This window comes from Sphingobacterium yanglingense (genome assembly GCF_004363245.1).
Lineage (GTDB): Bacteria > Bacteroidota > Bacteroidia > Sphingobacteriales > Sphingobacteriaceae > Sphingobacterium > Sphingobacterium yanglingense.
Genome location: NZ_SNYV01000018.1, coordinates 124,672 through 144,641, shown reverse-complemented (window position 1 = coordinate 144,641; position 19,970 = coordinate 124,672). Strand labels below are relative to the sequence as shown.

15 protein-coding genes are annotated in these 19,970 nt (G+C 41.5%); 6 read left to right on the top strand and 9 right to left on the bottom strand.

Features of this window, described 5'->3' with window-relative positions:
• Together CLV99_RS20275 and CLV99_RS20270 are read right to left on the bottom strand one after the other, a co-directional pair.
• A complete protein-coding gene (locus CLV99_RS20275) occupies nucleotides 1-1,143 on the bottom strand; it encodes an outer membrane protein assembly factor BamB family protein (RefSeq protein WP_133586339.1) in 1,143 nt (380 codons plus the stop codon).
• Entirely contained in the window at nucleotides 1,112-1,789 is a 678-nt protein-coding gene (locus CLV99_RS20270) for a hypothetical protein (RefSeq protein ID WP_133586338.1), read from the bottom strand. Before CLV99_RS20270 ends, CLV99_RS20275 begins: the two co-directional genes overlap by 32 nt.
• A gap of 163 nt (nucleotides 1,790-1,952) precedes the next feature.
• On the opposite strand from CLV99_RS20270, the gene CLV99_RS20265 reads away from it, so the two are divergent.
• Both CLV99_RS20265 and CLV99_RS20260 read left to right on the top strand, forming a co-directional pair.
• Complete coding sequence (locus tag CLV99_RS20265; protein WP_133586337.1) at nucleotides 1,953-2,801, top strand: EamA family transporter; 849 nt, start codon at nucleotides 1,953-1,955, stop codon at nucleotides 2,799-2,801.
• Between the two features lie 139 nt (nucleotides 2,802-2,940).
• Nucleotides 2,941-3,495 carry an AAA family ATPase gene (locus tag CLV99_RS20260; protein WP_133586336.1) on the top strand — a complete coding sequence of 185 codons (555 nt, stop codon included), beginning with the start codon at nucleotides 2,941-2,943 and terminating at the stop codon, nucleotides 3,493-3,495.
• 17 nt (nucleotides 3,496-3,512) lie between these two features.
• On the opposite strand, the gene CLV99_RS20255 is transcribed toward CLV99_RS20260, so the two are convergent.
• The 4 genes from CLV99_RS20255 to CLV99_RS20240 all read right to left on the bottom strand — a co-directional run bounded on the left by CLV99_RS20255 (nucleotide 3,513) and on the right by CLV99_RS20240 (nucleotide 11,728).
• Nucleotides 3,513-5,570, bottom strand: coding sequence for a heavy metal translocating P-type ATPase (locus CLV99_RS20255; RefSeq protein ID WP_133586335.1), 2,058 nt, complete (start codon nucleotides 5,568-5,570; stop codon nucleotides 3,513-3,515).
• A 23-nt stretch (nucleotides 5,571-5,593) separates the two neighbouring features.
• Complete coding sequence (locus CLV99_RS20250) at nucleotides 5,594-6,868, bottom strand: efflux RND transporter periplasmic adaptor subunit (RefSeq protein ID WP_133586334.1); 1,275 nt, start codon at nucleotides 6,866-6,868, stop codon at nucleotides 5,594-5,596.
• Between the two features lie 22 nt (nucleotides 6,869-6,890).
• The gene (locus CLV99_RS20245) at nucleotides 6,891-11,201 is read right to left on the bottom strand and encodes a CusA/CzcA family heavy metal efflux RND transporter (RefSeq protein ID WP_133586333.1); all 4,311 of its coding nucleotides are present in this window, start codon (nucleotides 11,199-11,201) and stop codon (nucleotides 6,891-6,893) included.
• 200 nt (nucleotides 11,202-11,401) lie between these two features.
• On the bottom strand, nucleotides 11,402-11,728 hold the full coding sequence (locus CLV99_RS20240) for a DUF6660 family protein (RefSeq protein WP_133586332.1): 327 nt from the start codon (nucleotides 11,726-11,728) through the stop codon (nucleotides 11,402-11,404).
• A 228-nt stretch (nucleotides 11,729-11,956) separates the two neighbouring features.
• Here CLV99_RS20240 and CLV99_RS20235 point away from each other — a divergent pair, with 228 nt between their 5' ends.
• Both CLV99_RS20235 and CLV99_RS20230 read left to right on the top strand, forming a co-directional pair.
• The gene (locus CLV99_RS20235) at nucleotides 11,957-12,511 is read left to right on the top strand and encodes a thioredoxin family protein (RefSeq protein ID WP_133586331.1); all 555 of its coding nucleotides are present in this window, start codon (nucleotides 11,957-11,959) and stop codon (nucleotides 12,509-12,511) included.
• Between the two features lie 171 nt (nucleotides 12,512-12,682).
• Nucleotides 12,683-13,243: a DUF4230 domain-containing protein gene (locus CLV99_RS20230; RefSeq protein WP_133586330.1), complete on the top strand. Its 561-nt coding sequence runs from the start codon at nucleotides 12,683-12,685 to the stop codon at nucleotides 13,241-13,243.
• A 34-nt stretch (nucleotides 13,244-13,277) separates the two neighbouring features.
• Here the strand turns inward: CLV99_RS20230 and CLV99_RS20225 are convergent, their stop codons facing one another.
• Nucleotides 13,278-14,477, bottom strand: a complete 1,200-nt coding sequence (locus CLV99_RS20225) for a M20 metallopeptidase family protein (protein WP_133586329.1) — start codon at nucleotides 14,475-14,477, stop codon at nucleotides 13,278-13,280.
• Between the two features lie 160 nt (nucleotides 14,478-14,637).
• Between CLV99_RS20225 and CLV99_RS20220 the strand changes: the two genes are divergently transcribed.
• Nucleotides 14,638-15,264 (top strand): hypothetical protein, encoded by a 627-nt coding sequence (locus CLV99_RS20220; protein ID WP_133586328.1) that lies wholly within the window; start codon nucleotides 14,638-14,640, stop codon nucleotides 15,262-15,264.
• Nucleotides 15,257-17,104 (top strand): mechanosensitive ion channel family protein, encoded by a 1,848-nt coding sequence (locus CLV99_RS20215; RefSeq protein ID WP_133586327.1) that lies wholly within the window; start codon nucleotides 15,257-15,259, stop codon nucleotides 17,102-17,104. Before CLV99_RS20220 ends, CLV99_RS20215 begins: the two co-directional genes overlap by 8 nt.
• Nucleotides 17,105-17,229: 125 nt before the next feature.
• Here the strand turns inward: CLV99_RS20215 and CLV99_RS20210 are convergent, their stop codons facing one another.
• Together CLV99_RS20210 and CLV99_RS20205 are read right to left on the bottom strand one after the other, a co-directional pair.
• Nucleotides 17,230-18,345, bottom strand: a complete 1,116-nt coding sequence (locus CLV99_RS20210) for a TlpA disulfide reductase family protein (protein WP_133586326.1) — start codon at nucleotides 18,343-18,345, stop codon at nucleotides 17,230-17,232.
• 73 nt (nucleotides 18,346-18,418) lie between these two features.
• Entirely contained in the window at nucleotides 18,419-19,963 is a 1,545-nt protein-coding gene (locus CLV99_RS20205) for a RagB/SusD family nutrient uptake outer membrane protein (RefSeq protein ID WP_133586325.1), read from the bottom strand.
• Nucleotides 19,964-19,970: the final 7 nt, after the last annotated feature.

The following is a 19,970-nucleotide window of genomic DNA, read 5'->3' as shown; positions in this document are numbered from 1 at the left end:
TTATTCTTTGAGAAAATAAGCAGCCTGTAAGCCCCTTTCGTTGTTTAGAAGCAGATCGGACTTGAGCAGTTTAATCTTATCCAGATCCGCAGATACCTTATACAATGCGCCTTCATAGGTAAGCATGTATATACTCGAGTTGGCCGCTGTAAGTGCCAATGGTTGACCGATATCCGTAGACCATCTTTTTTCACGCAATAGTTTTCCTTTTTTATCTAGAATCAATAGTGTATCCTTCGTCAATATGACATACTGGTCCCGCTCCAACAAATCCAATCCTTTAATCTCATTTAGATTTTTCACCTTCCATTGGATTTCTCCTGTTTTGGAATCTAAAGCACACAAACCATCAAAGGAGAGCAAAACGGAATTGTCGGTAACAAACAGTTCGGACTGTACATAACCCTCTTCTGCATCGGGTGTATACGTCCACTTCAGTTGGAGCTCTTGATCCAAACAATAGACCCTTCCTTTTTCCGTCTGAACATACAATAGCCCATTAACAGATTTTGCAGCAAAAGAAGAGCCTTCTTCGAGATTGAATTTTGCCAATTCTTTTCCTGTGGCTGCCTCTAGCTTCAGCACCTGATAGCCTGTAACCTGGTAGACAGCATTGTGCGCTATTAATGGCTCTGACAGCAATACGACACCAGTCTGGTAGTTCCATTTTTCTATTCTATCCATAATGGAAATAGACTTGACTTCACCATGGCTATTTGCGAAGAACATCTGGTCCTGATAGAGACTAGGCCGTTGATAAAAATGGACAAACCTAACATCATCAAAATTATAACCGTAGAAGGCCTGATCTTTTGATACACTATCTTTGAATATCCAGTTTTTATGGCCTGTTGTTTTATCAAAAGAAACAATTGTTCCATCTAGATAATCCTTTATAAGCTGTTCCTTATAAATAGCCATATAGGTCAGTTCATCTATATCGGAATCGCTCATCACCTGCTGCCAACGTAGCGAATCCGTGGCTAAATCCAAGCAATAAAGACTTCCACTATTTGTTGTAACAAACATCCGGGTCAATTGAGCTTCAGGATTATCGCTACGGCAAGCTTCAAGAGATACCAACAGCGATAGGGCTACAACAAGATTCTTACTAAAACCTGCCTTTAAAAAGCGTATAATCATAAGGTATAGTCTGTGAGAAATCCGTTATGTACCATGTATTCGGATCTGATTGAAACCGAACGAAATCGTATACGATGTATAATGGCTCCTGAATGTTGCCGAGATTGTTACCTTTACTATCAAAAGCACATACCATAGCCGTTACACGGGCTATCTCGGGATTATCATCGTCGACTGGTTGCAACTTGGCTTCGAAGGCTGTTCCTATACGGATATGAGCATCATTTTCTCTCAATAAAGCCACCATATCTTGCTTGTATCGATGTACAATAGCCTGTTGGGTCTCTAAGTCTGTAGGTTTACTATCGGTCTCTTTAAGATTACTTAAATCTAGGTTTTTAAAATAGGTATATCCTTCTTTGACATCATCCGGAATAAACTCACCTTTACGAATCTGCTCTCCCCAATATAATGTATCGAAAGGTTCGCGTACGGCCATGCTAACCGCCAGGGTATCGGCTTCTTGTCCACCCATGCCTATTGGTTCTTCTGCTATTGCTGGCTCACCGGTCTGTGTATTAAATAGACTTGAAGTCAGACTCTGAAAATGGTGTGGTATATGATGCCAACCTACGAGAAAATGAAGAACTGCAACAATAAATAAAAGGACGAGTCCCAAGGTCACCAATAAAGGCTTTTTTTGCATATATAGTCTGTTTTGTTGGGTTAAAAATAGTGCATCTATCTAACTTTTTTTTAACTAATTTAAATTCGCTCTCGCTACGCGAATAATTAACCATTAGCGGCAACTATGGTATCAATAAGTTTTTGTAGATTTATCGCCTGTCTATTATCAGAACAAAACAACTATGTCAACTAAAAACACGAAAATAGCTGTCCCTGCGGCGCTTCTATCTATGGCCTGTGTACAGGGAGGAGCATCGATCGCAAAGCAATTATTCCCCGCTATAGGTGCTGTAGGTACGAGTACCCTACGTATAGGACTATCCGCTATACTACTGACATTAATCAATAGACCTAAATTCTCTAAATTCACAAAACAACAATGGTGGTACGCGGCACTATATGGTATAGGTATCGCAGCTATGAATCTTATTTTTTATCTTGCGATACAACGTATTCCTTTAGGCCTGGCTGTTACGGTGGAATTTGTTGGCCCACTATTTCTGGCACTGGTATTATCCCGCAAACTATTGGATGTTGTCTGGGCTTTATTGGCCTGCACCGGGATATTGCTTATCGTCCCATGGACTAACAATGACATAGACCTCATTGGACTAGGTCTTGCCTTGTTGGCAGGAACATTCTGGGCGATGTACATCGTCATGGGAGGTAAGGTATCCAAAGTAATGGAAGGTAAGGATGCCGTGACGACGGGAATGCTGTTCGCGACTTTACTCATCATTCCGTTTTCTATTTGGGATGGAGCTATCTTTCAGGTCACGCCACTATTATTGCTTAAAGGACTCGGGGTTGCCATTTTTTCCAGTGCGCTTCCATTCTCTTTAGACTTTGTAGCACTGAAGCGATTGCCCGCGAAGACTTTCAGTATCCTGACCAGTCTCCAACCGGCCTTCGCAGCATTTTCCGGGTTACTTTTTCTTCAAGAGACACTCACCTTTATGCAATGGATATCGATATGCTGCGTTGTAGCAGCCAGCATGGGTACAACAATTTTTAGCAATTCAAAACAATAATCCTTATATTGGGTTCGGTATTCTATTAGAGAAGGCCGAACCAATGTATTCCCATTATTTCTTATTTACCTTTATTGCACTTCAGTTCCTTAAACTGAGTTCATCCTTATAGAATTAATTCACTTAACTTATTATCACTATGTATACAATACAGCAAGCACAAAACATTGTGATTACTGGAGGACCAGGTATGGGCAAATCCTCCATCATTGCCCATATGACGTCGCTAGGTTACCATTGTATTCCTGAAGTCGGACGTATGATCATCATTGAACAAATGCGTACCCAGGGGAGCAAGTTACCTTGGGTAGATCCGCTTGGCTTCGCCATGGAGATGCTTCAACAAGCTACAATTGACTATAAAAATGCAACAAGTCGGCAAACGGGTGGCTTTACCTTCTATGACAGAGGGATACCCGATATCATGGGCTATCTATTACTCTGTGGTATCGCACTCCCTCCACAACTAGAAGAGGCTTGCCACAACCTCCCCTATTTCAACAAAGTGTTTATCACCCCTCCCTGGAAGGAAATATACGTTAACGATACAGAACGAAAACAATCTTTTGCAGAGGCAGAAGCGACTTATGAGTGTATGTATACCGTGTACGACAGCTTGGGGTATACCTTAATTGAAATACCCAAGCTATCCATAGCACAGCGCGCCGATTTTATCCTATCTCAACTTGGATAATCTCCGGTTAAGCTTTCTTAATCAAACTTGGAGCGCTGAATCCGTACGGCATTCAGAATGGCGATAAGCGCTACCCCTACATCTGCAAATACGGCCTCCCACATGGTAGCAAGCCCGCCTGCACCCAATATCAACACAATACCCTTTACTACAAAAGCAAGGGTAATATTCTGCCACACAATCTGCTTTGTCTTCTTTCCGATCCGTATAGCCATCGGTATTTTGCTCGGCTTATCATCCTGTATCACAACATCGGCAGTCTCTATCGTAGCATCACTTCCCAGTCCTCCCATTGCTATACCGACATCACTCAATGCGACCACAGGTGCATCGTTGACACCATCACCGACAAAGGCTACTGATTCGCCTTTTGCTTTGATTTCCTCTACCCGCTTTACTTTATCTTCGGGCAGTAAATCGCCAAAGGCATTGTCTATACCCAGTTCTCGGGCTACATACTGCACTACAGAGTCCTTATCCCCGCTGAGCATGGTAGCCTTGATACCGCTGCTATGTAATCGCTTTATCGTCTCCGAGGCATCTTCTTTAATACGGTCGGCAATAGTAATGTATCCTGCAAACTGGCTTCCATAAGCTATTGCGATGACGGTAAATACAATAGCCTCCGGATCGACGTCATAAGAAATACCAAATTTGTCCATCAACCGAAAGTTACCTACCAATAGCTCTTTGCCTTTAACCGTAGCTTTCAACCCATGACCGGCAATCTCCTCCACATCCTCTAATACAATTGTATGGTCCAACTCACCAACATGCTCGTGTATTGCTGTGGCGACCGGGTGTGAACTTTTGCTTTCCAAGATATTGACCATAGCCAATATCTCCTGTCTATCCAGCCCGGCGGTAATCTTTACGTCCTGCACCTCAAATACCCCTTCGGTCATAGTTCCGGTTTTATCCATAACTACATTTTGAATATCGGCTAAAATATCCAGGAAATTGGAACCTTTGATCAAGATTCCATTTCGACTTGCTGCACCTATCCCACCGAAATACCCCAAAGGTATAGAGATGACCAAAGCACAGGGACAGGAGATAACCAAAAAGATCAAGGCTCTGTATAACCAGGTTACAAACTGATAATCCGACACAAATAAAGCGGGCAACAAGGCAATACCTATTGCTAAAAAGACAACGATAGGTGTATAAATCTTTGCAAACTTAGAAATGAATAACTCGGTAGGAGCCTTTTTGCTACTGGCTTGTTGCACCATCTCCAGAATCTTACTCAACTTACTGTCTGCATAAGCGGTCGTAATACGAACATTGGCCAGTGTATTCAGATTGATCATACCTGCCAGCACCACCTCCCCTTCATATTTCGTATCCGGTTTACTCTCTCCGGTCAGTGCTGCTGTATTGAATACGGCTTGATCACTGAGGAGAACCCCATCTAATCCTAGTTTTTCTCCGGGTTTGAGTTGCACAATATCGTCAATGCGTACGTCCTTTGCTTTGATTACGGAAGCGACCTTGTCGCGTAACACAGTAGCTTCATCAGGGCGCTGGTCTAACAACGCCTTGATGTTGGATTTTGCCCTGGATACGGCCAGTGTCTGAAAACTCTCTCCCACAGCATAAAAAAGCATAACAGCCACACCTTCTGGATATTCACCTATAGCGAATGCGCCCAAGGTAGCAATCCCCATAAGAAAAAACTCCGAAAAGAAATTTCCCTTGCGGATGCTGACAAGAGCGTCTTTAAGTACAGGAAGTCCTACAGGCAAATAGGCGACTACATACCATAGTATACGTATAGCCCCCTTAAACCACTCCTGTGGAAAATAATTATCAATGCCCAGTGCAACCAGCAGTAAAACCAAACTAATAATAGCGGGCATAAACAGCTTGAGATAACTACCTCCCTCAAAATCGTGACTGTGGTCATGCCCATCATCGTCGGAATGCTCCTCTGTATCATGCGTACAACAACCTGCTGCCTGTTCTTTTCTACCGCCGATCATAGCAGTTGCGCCTGCCTTACTATATATTTTTTCAGTCTGGTTACAGCATAATTGCCTCCCCTGTTCGTCATAACGATGTTTATGTTCCATAGTAACAATATACAATTTTTTAATTAATGATCGTGTCCACCCGTATTGCCCAATTTGGCGTTGATAAAGAAAGCACCTTTTACTACAATCTGTGTTTCCTTAGGTAATTCGCGAACCGGGGTTATAGCAGTATAGCCTAGTTCACTCACACCTTTCGCAATCTCAATCTTCTCAAAATTAACTTGTCCTTCAGCAGGCTTACTATCTATATGCGGATGCTCATGTCCTTCTCCTTCTTGGTGTTCGTGTCCTGCTTCATCATGATGTGCTTCTCCTTCCTTGTCCGTCACGACAAAAATGTAAGACTTTCCTTCGGCATCTACGATAGCCTCATTGGGTACAGCCAATGCTTTACGATCTCCTACTCCTAATAAACCGATTGTATTCATGCCATCTATCAATCCTTGCTTATCGCCCAATACATCACAATGCACCGCTATTGATTTGCTTTCATTCTCAAATGAAGCGCCTATCCTAAAGACCTTTGCTTTGTAGGTAACACCTGGATTATTGGTTAAAGAAAAGTCGATAACCTGTCCTATTTTAACCTTAGGTAGATCCTTTTCAAAAACCTGTAAATCTAAATGGATCAAACTATTATCTACCACCTCTATTACGGGTGACGATACATCTACATAACTTCCTATCTTTGCAAACACATTACTTACCGTGCCATTTATGGGACTTTTCACCACCAAGACAGACTTTAGATTGGAATCGGTAAGGCTATTGATATCTATCCCCATCAACGCGATTTGCTGCTGTAGAGATGCTTTACGGGTGCGCAATGTATTCATTGTCGTCCTTGCTGTCTGTAGGTTTTTACCTGTACCGGCATTTGAGGCATTCAATTCTTGCTGACGTTCCAACTCCTGCTCTGCTAGTACAATCTGACTCGTTACGGTTAGATACTCTTCCTGCAATTGTATATATTGAGGATTCGTAATCGTAGCTATTGTCTGTCCTTTCCGCACATAATCCCCTAATTGTACCAATAAGCTCTTGATAACACCCCCATATAAGGAAGTTGCATTTGCTTTGTTATTATTGGGCACACTCAACTGGCCATTCACCTTAATGGTAGCCATCAGGTCTTTATATTCCATATTCCCCCAGCTGATACCAACAGAAGCTATCTGTTCTTTGCTTAAAGTAGCTATCGTAGTAGATTCTTCTTCTGTCTCGCTATGTGCTTCCTTAGCAGCAGCTCTTTCTTCTTTTGATTTATTACTATTACAGCCCACTATCAATAGTAAGATCGTAATCACCGGTAATATTGTTTTTATGCTTAGTTTCATTATAGTCTCTTTTTTAAACACGTTATTTATTATTCAGGTAGTTAATCTGTATGGCCGATTTATTGTACAGATTGAGCACATCTAGATAATTCTGACGAATAGCAATGGCCTGTCCCAAAAATTGGCTAAGTTCTGCGAAACCAATCTCTCCGGTCCTATAGCTGAGCGTAGCGGCTTTTATAATCTCATCTGCCTGTTTTAATCCTGATTTTTCATAAAACTCCAGCAATACATTATTTCTTTCAATCTCTGTAACTGCTGACGCTCTATCTATCTGTAACTGCTGCTTATTATAGGCTAGAGTTTCTTCTTGGACTTTCACCTCCGCTTTAGCTGCTTTAACTCTATTCTTGGCGGCAGACATACCAAATAGTGGAAAAGAAGCACCTACCGAGAACCCTGTAATGGGATCATTCATTCCTAAGAGCCGTTGAGAAGAAAACCCTCCTGAAAAACCGGGCATATTAGTATTACGTTCGACCTGTACATTTGAATTGGCTATAGCTACATTTTGCTGTTGCAAATTCAACATTGGATGTGAAGGATTATCTTCCAACTGTTCCATTGCTATTTTGTGCATTGCGCGCTCGATGGGCAACATCCATTCATTACGATTGGTCAGCAGCATTAGCTGCTGCTGCTGCACCGTCATTTCTTTCGTGTTTTGTTTAATCTGAGCCCGTAGTTCATTCAACTTAGCCTCTGCCGCAATACGATCCAGCATAGCCACATCTCCCGTTCTGGCGCGTAGATCTGTCGCTTTAAATAGGTTTGCATAAATGCTATCCAGCTGTGCAAACAAGGACTGCTTATCCTGCAAATACCATAACTGAAAATAGGCTAACCGTACATCTCTTTTTATAGTTGTCGTGAGAAGCTCTCTGTTCAGTTCCGTAAACTTCAGTTGCTCGTTAAAGTATTTTTTTCGCGCCGAATATAATCCGGGCCAGGCAATATCTTGCGATATCCCGATCGTAGGCCTTCCCTTTCTGTTGGACGGCTGCATCTCATCATTCTGCACAGAAACACCGAAAGGTGCTATATCAACAGCGGTCTTGACCGTATAACCCGCCGCATCTACCTGGGCCTGATTGACACGGTACTGAAGATTATTTTTTAAGGCACTATCGATTAGACTCTCGACAGAAACTCTACTCTGGGCAGTAGCAAACAAGCTCCCCATTCCAAAAAACAATATGATCATTGTTGTTTTCATAATATCGACTTTAGCTGGCTTTATTTTTGAATTAAAAATAATATAAAGCAGAGGAAGGACAAACAGGGTTAAGAAGGTCGCCGTTACCAGTCCCCCAATGACTACTGTCGCTAGCGGCTTCTGTACCTCGGCCCCTGCACTGCTACTGATAGCCATCGGCAGAAAGCCTAAGGAGGCAACTGTAGCTGTCATCAATACAGGTCTCAGACGAATCATGGTTCCTTCCCTTACCCGCTGCAACACATCCTTAATCCCCTCTTTTTCGAGCTGATTGAATGTACCTATAAGTACTATACCGTTTAAAACAGCAACTCCAAATAGTGCAATAAAACCAATACCCGCACTAATACTGAAAGGCATATCGCGTAATAGAAGTGCCAATACTCCTCCAATAGCACTCATTGGGATTGCGGTGAATATGAGTATGGCCTGTTTGAAGGAGTGGAATGTAAAATACAATAACATAAAAATAAGTAATAAGGCAATAGGCACTGCAATCATCAGCCGGGCAGATGCTTTCTGCAAGTTTTCAAACTGTCCACCATAGGTAAAATAATAACCTGAAGGGAGTTTTACATTCTCTAATTTCTGCTGAATCTCTTTGACTACAGACTGTACATCTCTATCCGCAACATTAAATCCAATTACGATCCTACGTTTACCAGACTCTCTACTGATTTGAGCGGGTCCCAACTTGTAATCAATATCTGCAAGCTGGAATAAAGGCACCTGCGCTCCACTTGGAATTGGCACTAATAGATTGCGAACATCATCTATATCGCTTCGGTGTGTGCTATCCAAACGGACGACCATATCGAATCTTCGCTCATTTTCATATACGCTCCCCGTACTCTTACCGGCAAAGGCTGTACTGACAATATCATTCAGATCCTGAATCGTAAGACCATAATTAGCTATTCGAACCCGATCGTATTCTATATTAATCTGTGGCAGACCGCTCACGCGCTCGATCTGCGGTGCCGTTGCTCCAGGGACTGTCTGTATAACAGCTCCAACTTTGGTCGCATAATTTGCCAAGGTATCCATATTCTCTCCGAATATCTTTACAGCGACATCTTGACGTATCCCTGTCATTAACTCATTAAAACGCATCTGTATAGGTTGATTCTTTTCGAAGAAAACCCCTGGGATAACTTCCAGTTTCTCCAGTATGGCATCTCCCAGTTCATCGTAAGTTCTGCCCGAAGTCCACTCGCTCTGTGGTTTTAATATAACCATCATATCTGTTGCCTCTGGAGGCATAGGATCCGTAGGTACCTCGGCCGCACCGGTCTTACCGACGACCATGCGCACCTCATCAAACTCCTTTATAATCCGGGATGCTTTCATGGAAGTTTCTATACTCTGGCTCAAAGAACTTCCTTGCGGTAGAATACAATGGAAGGCAAAATCTCCTTCCTGTAATTGCGGAATAAATTCTCCCCCCATTCTGCTGAATAAGAATACTGCTATTCCAAAAACCAGTACTGTAAGCGATACCACAATGTATTTGACCTTTATCATCTTTTCCAACAAAGGCTTATAACCTCGTTGTAATCGGGCGATCATCTTATCACTGAAAGTCTCCTTTCCACTATTTTTCTTTGGAAGAAACAGGGCACTCATCATTGGAATATAAGTCAATGAAAGAATCAAAGCACCAAGAATGGCAAATCCCACCGTTTTAGCCATTGGGGTAAACATTTTTCCTTCAACCCCAACTAACGTAAGGATAGGGATATATACGATCAAGATGATAATCTCACCAAATGCGGCACTGGTTCTTATTTTGGAGGCTGATTCAAAGACCTCTTGATCCATCTGCTCCTGTGTCAGACGTTCCGTGGACTTACGTAACCCCAAATGATGGAGCGTAGCTTCTACAACAATCACCGCTCCATCGACAATCAATCCAAAATCTATGGCACCCAAACTCATCAGATTGGCGCTGACTCCAAATACATTCATCATCCCCAAAGCAAACAGCAATGATAATGGAATCGCAGACGCTACAATCAATCCTGCGCGTAGATTTCCCAAGAAAACAACCAATACAAAGATTACGATCAACGCCCCTTCAATTAGATTCTTTTCGACTGTCTGAATGGCACGTCCGACGAGGTCTGTACGATCCAGGTAAGGCTCGATAACAACATCTTCTGGTAACGATTTTTGTATGGTGGGAAGTTTTTCTTTAACACGGTTTACCACTTCGTTGCTATTTTCGCCTTTTAACATCATCACAACTCCCCCCACGGCATCTACCTCTCCATTATAAGTCAAAGCTCCATACCGTACAGCACTGCCCAAACGTACATTGGCTATATCCTTAACATAAATAGGCACTGTCCCCGTAGTCTTGACGGCTATGTTTCCAACATCTTCAAGCGAACTGACCAAACCTATACCTCTAATAAAATAGGCATTTGGCTTTTTGTCGATATAAGCTCCTCCTGTGTTTTGGTTGTTCTTTTCCAGGGCCGTAAACAACTCAGGAATGCTCACATTCATAGCCTTGAGTCTATCTGGGTCTACGGCAACTTCATATTGTTTAAGCTCACCTCCAAAGCTATTAATCTCAGCGATACCTGGTGTACCGTAAAGTTGTCGTGCTACAATCCAGTCCTGCATCTCCCGCAGATCCTTTGCATTATATTTATTCTCACTACCTTTTTTCGGATGAATGATATATTGATATACCTCACCCAACCCTGTACTAACCGGAGCCATCTCAGGACTTCCTATACCGGGAGGCATATTTTCAACGGCCTGTTTGAGCTTTTCACCAATCAATTGACGGGCAAAATAGATATCAACGTCCTCTTTAAAAACGACAGTTACAACCGAAAGTCCGAATCTGGATATACTGCGGATCTCTTCGATATCGGGCACATTCGCAATACTCTGTTCTATCGGAAAGGTAACTAACTGTTCTACCTCTTGTCCAGCAAGAGTTGGAACAGCAGTAAATATCTGTACCTGATTATTGGTAATATCCGGCACAGCATCTATAGGGAGCTTGGTAGCACTCCAACTCCCCCAAATGATAAGCAATAAGGTCATCAAACCTATAATGATCTTATTCTTGATGCTAAATCTTATAATACTATCTAACACAATACATTAAATTAAAGTTTGTAATTTTTTCTAAAAAGATAATTAGGCAGCCTGATACAATTTTCTCCAAAGAGAAAACCATAACAATCTTTTATTTTACAACAAATAATTGAGGGTATTGTTAGCGGTAGTAAATACTAAATTTACCTGCGCTACATCTAACGAAAGATTATACGTATCAACAAAAGATTGAACAAAGGCTAAGCTGTAGCCTTAGGTGGCTGCCAAATACTTCCGTTATAATCGGAGATAGGAAAATTCTTTTTGAAAAACTGATTTACAACTTTATAGACTACTGGCTGTTCAGGAGTTTCGTACCAGAAGAAAGAGACCTCGCTAATGTGCACACCACAGCAAGAACAACCGCACAAAGGAGTACAGGTATCACGATTCTCCTGATCATGGTCATGAGATTCTACAGTCAGATGTGTTAAATCAATTTGTATTGGAGCTATAAGATGGTCGGTACAAGGCAGCACTGCCAGCACCAATATATAAAGGGATAATATATAAATCAACCATCTCATTGATAACAAAATTAGACTATTCCCAACACTTTTCCAAATAGGAAATATTCTACATGTGGCTTTTCAACGACATTCAACCGATTCACGTTCAATAATTAATGGATAAAAAAGTATTTGGGATAGCACAAAAAGCACAGATTATTTCCTTATTTTCACATCAAAAAACAAACCTTAAAGGTTCCTATTTCGGATTATTTAAGGCAATAAAAACATTTTAAAAGACAAAAAATGAGAACAATATTATTAGGCTTTGTATTAGCCTTAGGTTTACAGACCGTATTGGCGCAATCGACTCCTGCTCCTGCGGAAGATGTTCTGAATGCAGCTATAAAGACAGCGGCAAAAGAGAATAAGAGCGTATTGGCTATTTTTCATGCCTCATGGTGTGGCTGGTGCCATAAAATGACTGCTAGTCTTAACGATCCTAGTATAAAACCTCTTTTCGATAAATATTATGTAATTGCGGACTTTACCGTATACGAGACCAAAGGCAAAGAGAATCTTGAAAACCCTGGCGCTGCAGATCTCTTAAAAAAATATAACAATGCTGACCAAGGGCTGCCTACCTGGCTGGTCTTTGACGGTAAGAAAAATTTAATTGCCGATTCCCAGATTCGTCCTATGGGTGCACCTTTGTCAAGCAAAGGGGAAAATGCTGGCTGCCCAGCTGCAGCAGCAGAAGTAGCCCATTTCATTGACTGCTTAAAGAAGAGTTCCTCCTTAAACGATTCACAGTTATCAGAAATTGCTGCTGTCTTCCGTAAGAACGAAATAAAACGCTAGTCGCTCTCTCTAGGTAGATACCTCTAGGACAGTATTACATTATAAATATTACAGACCACTTTAAACGAAGTGGTCTATTTTTTGTCCAATACTGTGGGATGCTCGAACACGGTTAAGTATTTTTTACCCTGTCGCGGTTCTATTCCATAAAATAATAAAATAAAAAAACACATGAAGACACTGCTAAGATTTCTTATTCCCCTCATGCTGATAGGAGTCATTATATGGTTAGTAAAAGACAAATACACCCCAAAGAGAACAACTGAAAGTAAACATCAAATTCTTGTAGAACGTATTGAGGCTATGGGAAAACTTGAATTGGTAAAGTATAGATTCAGTGATGTTATAGAACACAAGGACGTCAGTAACTATCTACCTGAAGCCAGTGTATTATTGATTGTGAAAGCTGATGCTGTAGGCTGCATCGACCTGAGCAAGGTAAAACCTGAGGATGTAACCATCTCAGGAGATTCTGCAACAATTGTCCTACCTAAAGCAGAATTATGTTATGTCAAGATAGATCATAAAGACTCGAAAGTCTATGATACTAAAATGGCTTTCTTCAGAGAAGCGACTTTGGTAGATGAGGCATTTAAAAGCGCCGAGAGCGAGATTACAAAACAGGTCCAAAAGTCAGACATATTGGCACAGACGCAATCCAATGCCATACATGTATTTCAACCGCTATTAGAAGGTCTTGGCTTTAAGAAAGTAAACTTAACTTTCCAATAAGCTGCTTTTTATTCTATAAGGGTAAACAAAAAGTTTACCCTTTCAACAAATCAAAAACCAAATGTACCAGAGCCGGGATTGATGTCCGCAATGCCTCTTCGTCCAGATTAAACTGTGCATTATGTAATCCGTACTGTGTTTCTAAACGACCGTTATCGGTACCAACCAATACGAACAAAGACGGATACTTATGAGAATAGTAAGCAAAATCCTCAGCAGCCATCCATATCCCCACATCCGTAATCCGATCTTGTCCTAAAAGCTTAGTCCAAAGTTCCTTTGAACGGGCGGCCAACTCGGGATCATTATACAACGTAGGGTATCCCCTACGTATCTCCAATTGTACCGAAGCACCTAAAGAATTGGGAAGTGTATTAATCAATCCTTCTATCTGTTGCAATGCTTCAGCCCGCCATTTTTCGTCTACAGTTCTGAATGTTCCTTCTAAAATCACTTCCTCGGGAATCACATTGGCCGCACCTTTACCCTCAAAACGACCGAAAGTTAAGACGGACGGTGTATTAGGATCTGACTTTCTACTCACAATCTGCTGCAAGGCACTTAAAAGCTGTACTGCAATCATAATCGGGTCTACCGCTCGATGGGGCTCCGCAGCATGGCCGCCACGTCCTTTGATCGTCAAATAGAACTCATCGCTAGAAGCCATAAAACGCCCCGCACAAATCCCGATTTTACCTAACGATAACCTTGGGCTCACATGTAATCCCAAGACAGCTTTTATACGCCCTCCAAATGATTCTAAAATACCGGACTCCAGTACCTGAATCGCTCCACCGGGTATTTTCTCTTCAGCAGGTTGGAAGAGCAAAAGAATTTTACCGGAATAATACGACCGTAACCCGTTGATTATAGATGCGACCCCTAGCAAATTGGCGGTATGAAAATCATGTCCGCACGCGTGCATAACACCATTATGTTCGGATCTATAATCAACTGCATTCTTCTCCTCTATTGGTAATGCATCAATATCTGCACGTATCACGACCACATCATCGCTGTCCTCCAATTCGCCTTCCAGCACTGCTACAACTCCCGTCTTGGCAACAATCCGAAAAGGAATATTCATAGCATCCAATCGACCTCGTATGTACGCACTTGTTTCAAACTCATTGAAAGAGAGTTCTGGATGCTGATGAAGGTACCTTCGGTCGTACACAGCTTGTGAAAACACCTCTTCTATCTTATTATTTATCTGATCTGCTAATTGGCTCATGGTCAGTATATACTATTATAATAGAACAAAATAGTTAAAACCATCGAAACTAAGAAAACAAAAAGGAAATTATAACGTATATCTTATATATCAAAACCAAATCGGGTATGAGGAGCACCTATAATTTAAACAATCCTTGTACTCGCAAATAAATAGTATTATGAATTTAAAGCCTGCATTGTGCTACCTGATTGTTCTTGCTTTCTGCTTTGGTACTTTCCCCCTTTATGCAAACTCCATACAACTGGATTCAACTCGTAACCAACAAGATAGTCTACCCCATGATTTTGTTTCCCGGATGGAAGTGTTTTTCAATGAGTCTGCGAAAAAGAGTTTGAAGGATCTCGAGAACGACAAGGCCGCCATACGTCAAAGCCAAGTAATGGAGGAGATAAAAGCATTATCCAGACAAGCTCGTTCATTTCTGAAGAAGGGCTTTGATACGCTAGCATTAAAAGCTGACTTACAGCATATCGTGCAATGGCATCGTGTTGTCCAGGAGGGGGTCTTTGAAAACAAGGGTTCCTATCAGACGTCCAGAAACTTAACTACAACCTCACATATTCTAAAAGCACTGTATACCGAAACATCAACCTACAAACGGAGAATTGACAATTATCAGGATCGCCTAAGCGATTACCGGCTACAGATTGATTCTCTAAGCAACGATAGATCTCTTTTTATCTTTCCGCGTGACTCTGCAGAGCTCCAAAATTATGTACACAAGCTGAAGGTACTGGCATTGGAAAGCTCCTATCACACAACAGATAAAAAAGAGCATGAATGATATACAGCTCTTACAGAATGAAGTCAATTTAGAACTGTTGAATCTAGAAACAGGGATTGAAGAGGTACGCTACTATCAGCAACAGCTAGCGGGACGCACATTGACTCAGGAATTTCCTAAACTCTGGGAGCCTAATGCTTTTGACAGACCATTTAAAGAAATACTCAGCTTCTCAATTGTAAAGGCCAAATTGGTATTTAGCTACTATATCCGAGGATATTGGGGTAGACTATTACTTCTATTGATTGCTGTTAGTATTGTCACGGTATATATCTATTCATTACATCGTGATGTTAAGCTAGAAGGCAAAGTCAATCTATCTAAAAGCATGATACTCCGCACGCCGCTTATATCTGGTTTACTGATTGGGCTCAGCTTAGGACAATTTGTATTCCCTAGCCCACCTTTTATATTCTCCACAACAATACTACTCTGCTGCGCTATCTTATTGACTTTATTATTACAGGGTTTTACTTCCAAATACTGGATGGCAATCTGGCTAGCATTGCTTGTGCTCTACATTACGGTCGCATTAGATAACATGATCCTGCAAACTTCCCGTCCTGAACGGTGGGGACTTTTACTAATCTCTAGCTGCAGCTTTCTCTTAGGAGGGTATACCTTACTCAACAAAAGCAGGCATAATGAACTTCTTGAAAAATGGATACTCTACCCTATTGGGTTAATGACCTTCATGGCACTCTTATCCTTATTTTTCAATCTCTTTGGACGTTTCAACATTGCTAAAGTTCTTGTCGTATCTGGTGTACTTAATGTAATTGCGGCGATTATCTTTCTGTGGGTACTACGTCTAGTCAATGAAGGCCTTAGTTTTGCTTCATCAATGTACAGACAACGGGAGCGCAGGCTATTTTACATCAATTATGACCGTGTTGGGCAGCGAGCGCCCTCGTTTTTCTATGCGATTTTAATCGTCGGATGGTTTGTCTTAGTGGGGCGAAACTTCTACGAATTCAAACTATTATCGGAACCTATACGGGACATCTTCTACGCACAGCAAAACCTGGGCAGGTTCTCATTTTCACTCTATACGCTGCTTGTATTTGTATTAATCATGCTAGGCGCAACGATCTTGTCCAAGGTTGTTTCTTTTTTTGCCTCAGACCCTCAATCCAGCAACCGCGAGGGAAAAGATAACCGTAAATTCCATTTGGGGAGTTGGATATTACTCGTCCGTATCGTCATCATCGTACTCGGTTTCTTAATAGCCTTTGCGGCGGTGGGTATTCCTCTTCAACAAATCACCTTAATTGTAGGGGCACTTGGGGTAGGTATAGGTTTTGGCCTCCAGACCTTGGTCAATAACCTAGTGAGCGGGTTAATTATTGCCTTTGAAAAGCCCGTCAACGTCGATGATCTAATCGATATCAATGGACAATCGGGCAAAGTGAAATCCATAGGTTTTAGAAGCAGTGTCATCGCTACGCCAGAAGGAGCCGATTTGGTGATACCAAACGGTGATCTTCTCAATTCGCATGTCATCAACTGGACCATGGGAGGCTTTAGAAAACGAATCCATCTTCCCCTTGCTATACGTTATGGTACAGACTTGGATTTGACAAAACAGATCCTCACAGAGCTATTGAACAATCACACAGAAGTATTACCTAGCCCATCACCGTGGGTATTATTTGGAGAGGTATCGGCACAATCGGTACATATAGAGCTTTATTTTTGGACAAAAACTTTCAAAGATACCGTACAAGTCAAAAGTGCGGTCATATCGGATATTGCACGTATTTTTGAGGAGAAAAACATTGCATTTGCTATCCCTATGCAGGAGGTCGTACAGCAAAAGCTACCTACGGATGAGAAGTGATCAAAGTCTTGTGAAAATAAAGGCTGGCTTAAATCTAAAGCCAGCCTTTATAGTCATTAACTGACAGGCGTTACACTACCGTACGACATCATTCAACATCTTATATTACAGCTTCATGCTCGATCTTAATCTAACACTTCGGCCAACTTTTTCTCCAATTTTTCACCTCTTAGATTAACCGCGACAATTTTTCCGTCGGGTCCTATCAAATAATTTTGAGGAATACCACGTACACCATACAATTGCGCTGCGGCATTCTTCCAGCCCATCAGATCTGAAACCTGTGTCCATTCTAGCTGGTCTTCTGCAATTGCTTTCAACCAATTATCTTTTTTACCAGGGTTATCCAATGATACACCTAGAACGGTAAAGTTCTTGTCTTTATAGGCATGATAAGCCTTTACCACATGTGGATTTTCTGCCCGGCAAGGCCCACACCAGGAAGCCCAAAAATCCAAGAGAACATATTGCCCTCTAAAATCCGATAATTTGATAGGCTTATCATTCACATCATTTTGGGTAAAATCAGGAGCCATAACGCCTATAGCTGTCTTTTTAGCGGACTCGATACGTTTAGCAAAACTCTGACCTACTTCGGTCTGTCTCACCCATTCCGGAAACTTAAGGAAAGTCTTTTCTTCCGTATAGCCATCCATGTCCAATCCTGTAATCTCCTGCAGTGCTAACAAACTAACATAGGAATTTGGATACTGTAAGATGTAGGTCTTCTGTATCGTTTCTTTTTGCTTTTCTAAAACATCAAACTTTTCAGAAAGTGATTTTGAAAAACCATTCTTACGTTGCTCTTCACTTGATGCAGCCCATTCCTTCTCCAGGTTTTCCATTGTCTTTTCCTGTACAGCGAAAAGTTCATTGTATTTCAGATACTCTACAGACAGAGGCGAACCTGAAAGCTGTGCATACTTCAGTGAATCTGTGACAGCAAGGGTATGTTTCCCTTTGTCTAGCAATAATCTATAACTATCGGAGAAATAACTTCCTTTCTCCGCAGGAAAACTCAATGTCATTACTGTAGGACTACTAATGATTCCTTTAAATTGAAATTTGCCGTTCTTTACCATGGCACTATCTCGCTGATGCCCCTCTGTATTACGATACGACATGTATACTTTCTCTTTTCCTTTACCATTCTTGACCGTTCCCTCTATGCTATAGTTATTTTGTTGTGCCAGCAACACCAGAGGACTAGCCAACAACATTGTTATTATTGTCTTTTTCATTGAAATAATTTAATTAAGTGAAGAAGCTATCTTTTGCCGTTTTTGCGCAGATAGCTTCAAACACAAAAACACACTAATATTTTGTAGGCAGATAAGGTGTATTATTTTCTTTCAGCCCCCAACTTGGATTTAATAGTATTGTTGGATTATTGATCTCCAATGTAAAATATTTCGATTTTACATCAGCAGAATAGGTTTTACCATCCAGTGTATGCGATATTTTCGTTTTACACCAAGGCTTTCCTGTATCCAAAGCCAATCTCTTTATATCGAATACCCTTTGGAATGTACCTAGAGGCATCTCACGACGACGTTCTTTTAGAATCTCTCCCAAAAGTTGATCCTGGCTCTTACCACCACCGTTGCCCAGATCTGTATTAGTACCTTCGTAACGGAACTTGCGCAATAGATTCAAATCAGAAAGAGCGGCAGCCAGCTTATTCAAACGTGCATTGGCTTCTGCTTTCATCAATAACAAATCCGGGTAAGTAAGCCCTGCATTCGCGGTCATTTTATTATCTCTATAGTAATACGTACGGATACCGTCATCGTGTTTGACGCCACCTATTGTAGCTGCATAGCCCAATCGCTTCAAGCCGAACAAAATATATCTCCGGTCTACAGTTTTATCAAAGAGATCCAAAAACTCATCCGATGGATAATTGCTCCAACTCGTTGCTGCTGTTCTAAAAAACAAAGACTCCTTGTTATTCGTTTGCTTGATTAAATTATCTGTTCCAATTAGTTCCAGACCAATCTCAGGGCTTGTTCCTGGTGGAGGATTACTTCCTACATTGGGTTTATAATAAAATTGATTAAGATTATAGATCATATTATTCACGCCGCCTTTTGCAGCGAGTGATAACTTCCATCCTTCTTCTGCATGTTCGGACATCTTTATCCAGTCTCTCTTATACATATAGAGTTGAGCCAATAGTCCGTGCACGGCAGGTCTGCTCGCCCTGCTCGGGTGTGCTACACTCATCGGCGCATCCAATGCCCCCAACAGGTCCGCCTCTACCTTATCCATCAGCTCTTTGGTAGTTGACAAGTCAGGGTTAGCTGCAGCTGGAGAACTCGTAGTCCGATAGGGTATCACGCGCTGATCATTTGCTGAAGCTGGATCATACATCGGGCCATATCCTAAACCTCCTACCATATACGACCAAGCACGACCTGCTCGCGCCTGAGCGACTAAAATCTTTCCCAAATCACTGTTCTGCGCATCTAGACTATTCACCTCATCCACAACCAGATTAAGAAGAGCTGTAGCTTTATAAATTCCCCAATCCCATGTATGTTGTGGATTTATTGGATTCATATAGGGATGATAATAAACATAAGCCGCATAGCGGTCTACATTGGGATGTGTACTGGTATACAAGTATTTCTCCTGATTGGGAGAAACCTGAAGATTATCACCCAAGAAAGCATAAAAACACCCCAAGTTATTATCCATGAAATGAAAGTCTACTGTTCCTGGATTATTCAGTACATTCTCTAAGTCCTCTACTTTTTCTGGTATTAGTTTTCCGATGGGTTTGAAATCTAAAAACTTATTACATCCGGTAGTGCTCAACAACCCGCTCAGTAATAATATATATGTTATCCGTTTCATAAAATAA

Coding starts and splice junctions, on each gene's coding strand:
- CLV99_RS20275 (WP_133586339.1), bottom strand. CDS start 1,143: ATGATTATACGCTTTTTAAAGGCAGGTTTTAGTAAGAATCTTGTTGTA.
- CLV99_RS20270 (WP_133586338.1), bottom strand. CDS start 1,789: ATGCAAAAAAAGCCTTTATTGGTGACCTTGGGACTCGTCCTTTTATTT.
- CLV99_RS20265 (WP_133586337.1), top strand. CDS start 1,953: ATGTCAACTAAAAACACGAAAATAGCTGTCCCTGCGGCGCTTCTATCT.
- CLV99_RS20260 (WP_133586336.1), top strand. CDS start 2,941: ATGTATACAATACAGCAAGCACAAAACATTGTGATTACTGGAGGACCA.
- CLV99_RS20255 (WP_133586335.1), bottom strand. CDS start 5,570: ATGGAACATAAACATCGTTATGACGAACAGGGGAGGCAATTATGCTGT.
- CLV99_RS20250 (WP_133586334.1), bottom strand. CDS start 6,868: ATGAAACTAAGCATAAAAACAATATTACCGGTGATTACGATCTTACTA.
- CLV99_RS20240 (WP_133586332.1), bottom strand. CDS start 11,728: ATGAGATGGTTGATTTATATATTATCCCTTTATATATTGGTGCTGGCA.
- CLV99_RS20235 (WP_133586331.1), top strand. CDS start 11,957: ATGAGAACAATATTATTAGGCTTTGTATTAGCCTTAGGTTTACAGACC.
- CLV99_RS20230 (WP_133586330.1), top strand. CDS start 12,683: ATGAAGACACTGCTAAGATTTCTTATTCCCCTCATGCTGATAGGAGTC.
- CLV99_RS20225 (WP_133586329.1), bottom strand. CDS start 14,477: ATGAGCCAATTAGCAGATCAGATAAATAATAAGATAGAAGAGGTGTTT.
- CLV99_RS20220 (WP_133586328.1), top strand. CDS start 14,638: ATGAATTTAAAGCCTGCATTGTGCTACCTGATTGTTCTTGCTTTCTGC.
- CLV99_RS20215 (WP_133586327.1), top strand. CDS start 15,257: ATGAATGATATACAGCTCTTACAGAATGAAGTCAATTTAGAACTGTTG.
- CLV99_RS20210 (WP_133586326.1), bottom strand. CDS start 18,345: ATGAAAAAGACAATAATAACAATGTTGTTGGCTAGTCCTCTGGTGTTG.
- CLV99_RS20205 (WP_133586325.1), bottom strand. CDS start 19,963: ATGAAACGGATAACATATATATTATTACTGAGCGGGTTGTTGAGCACT.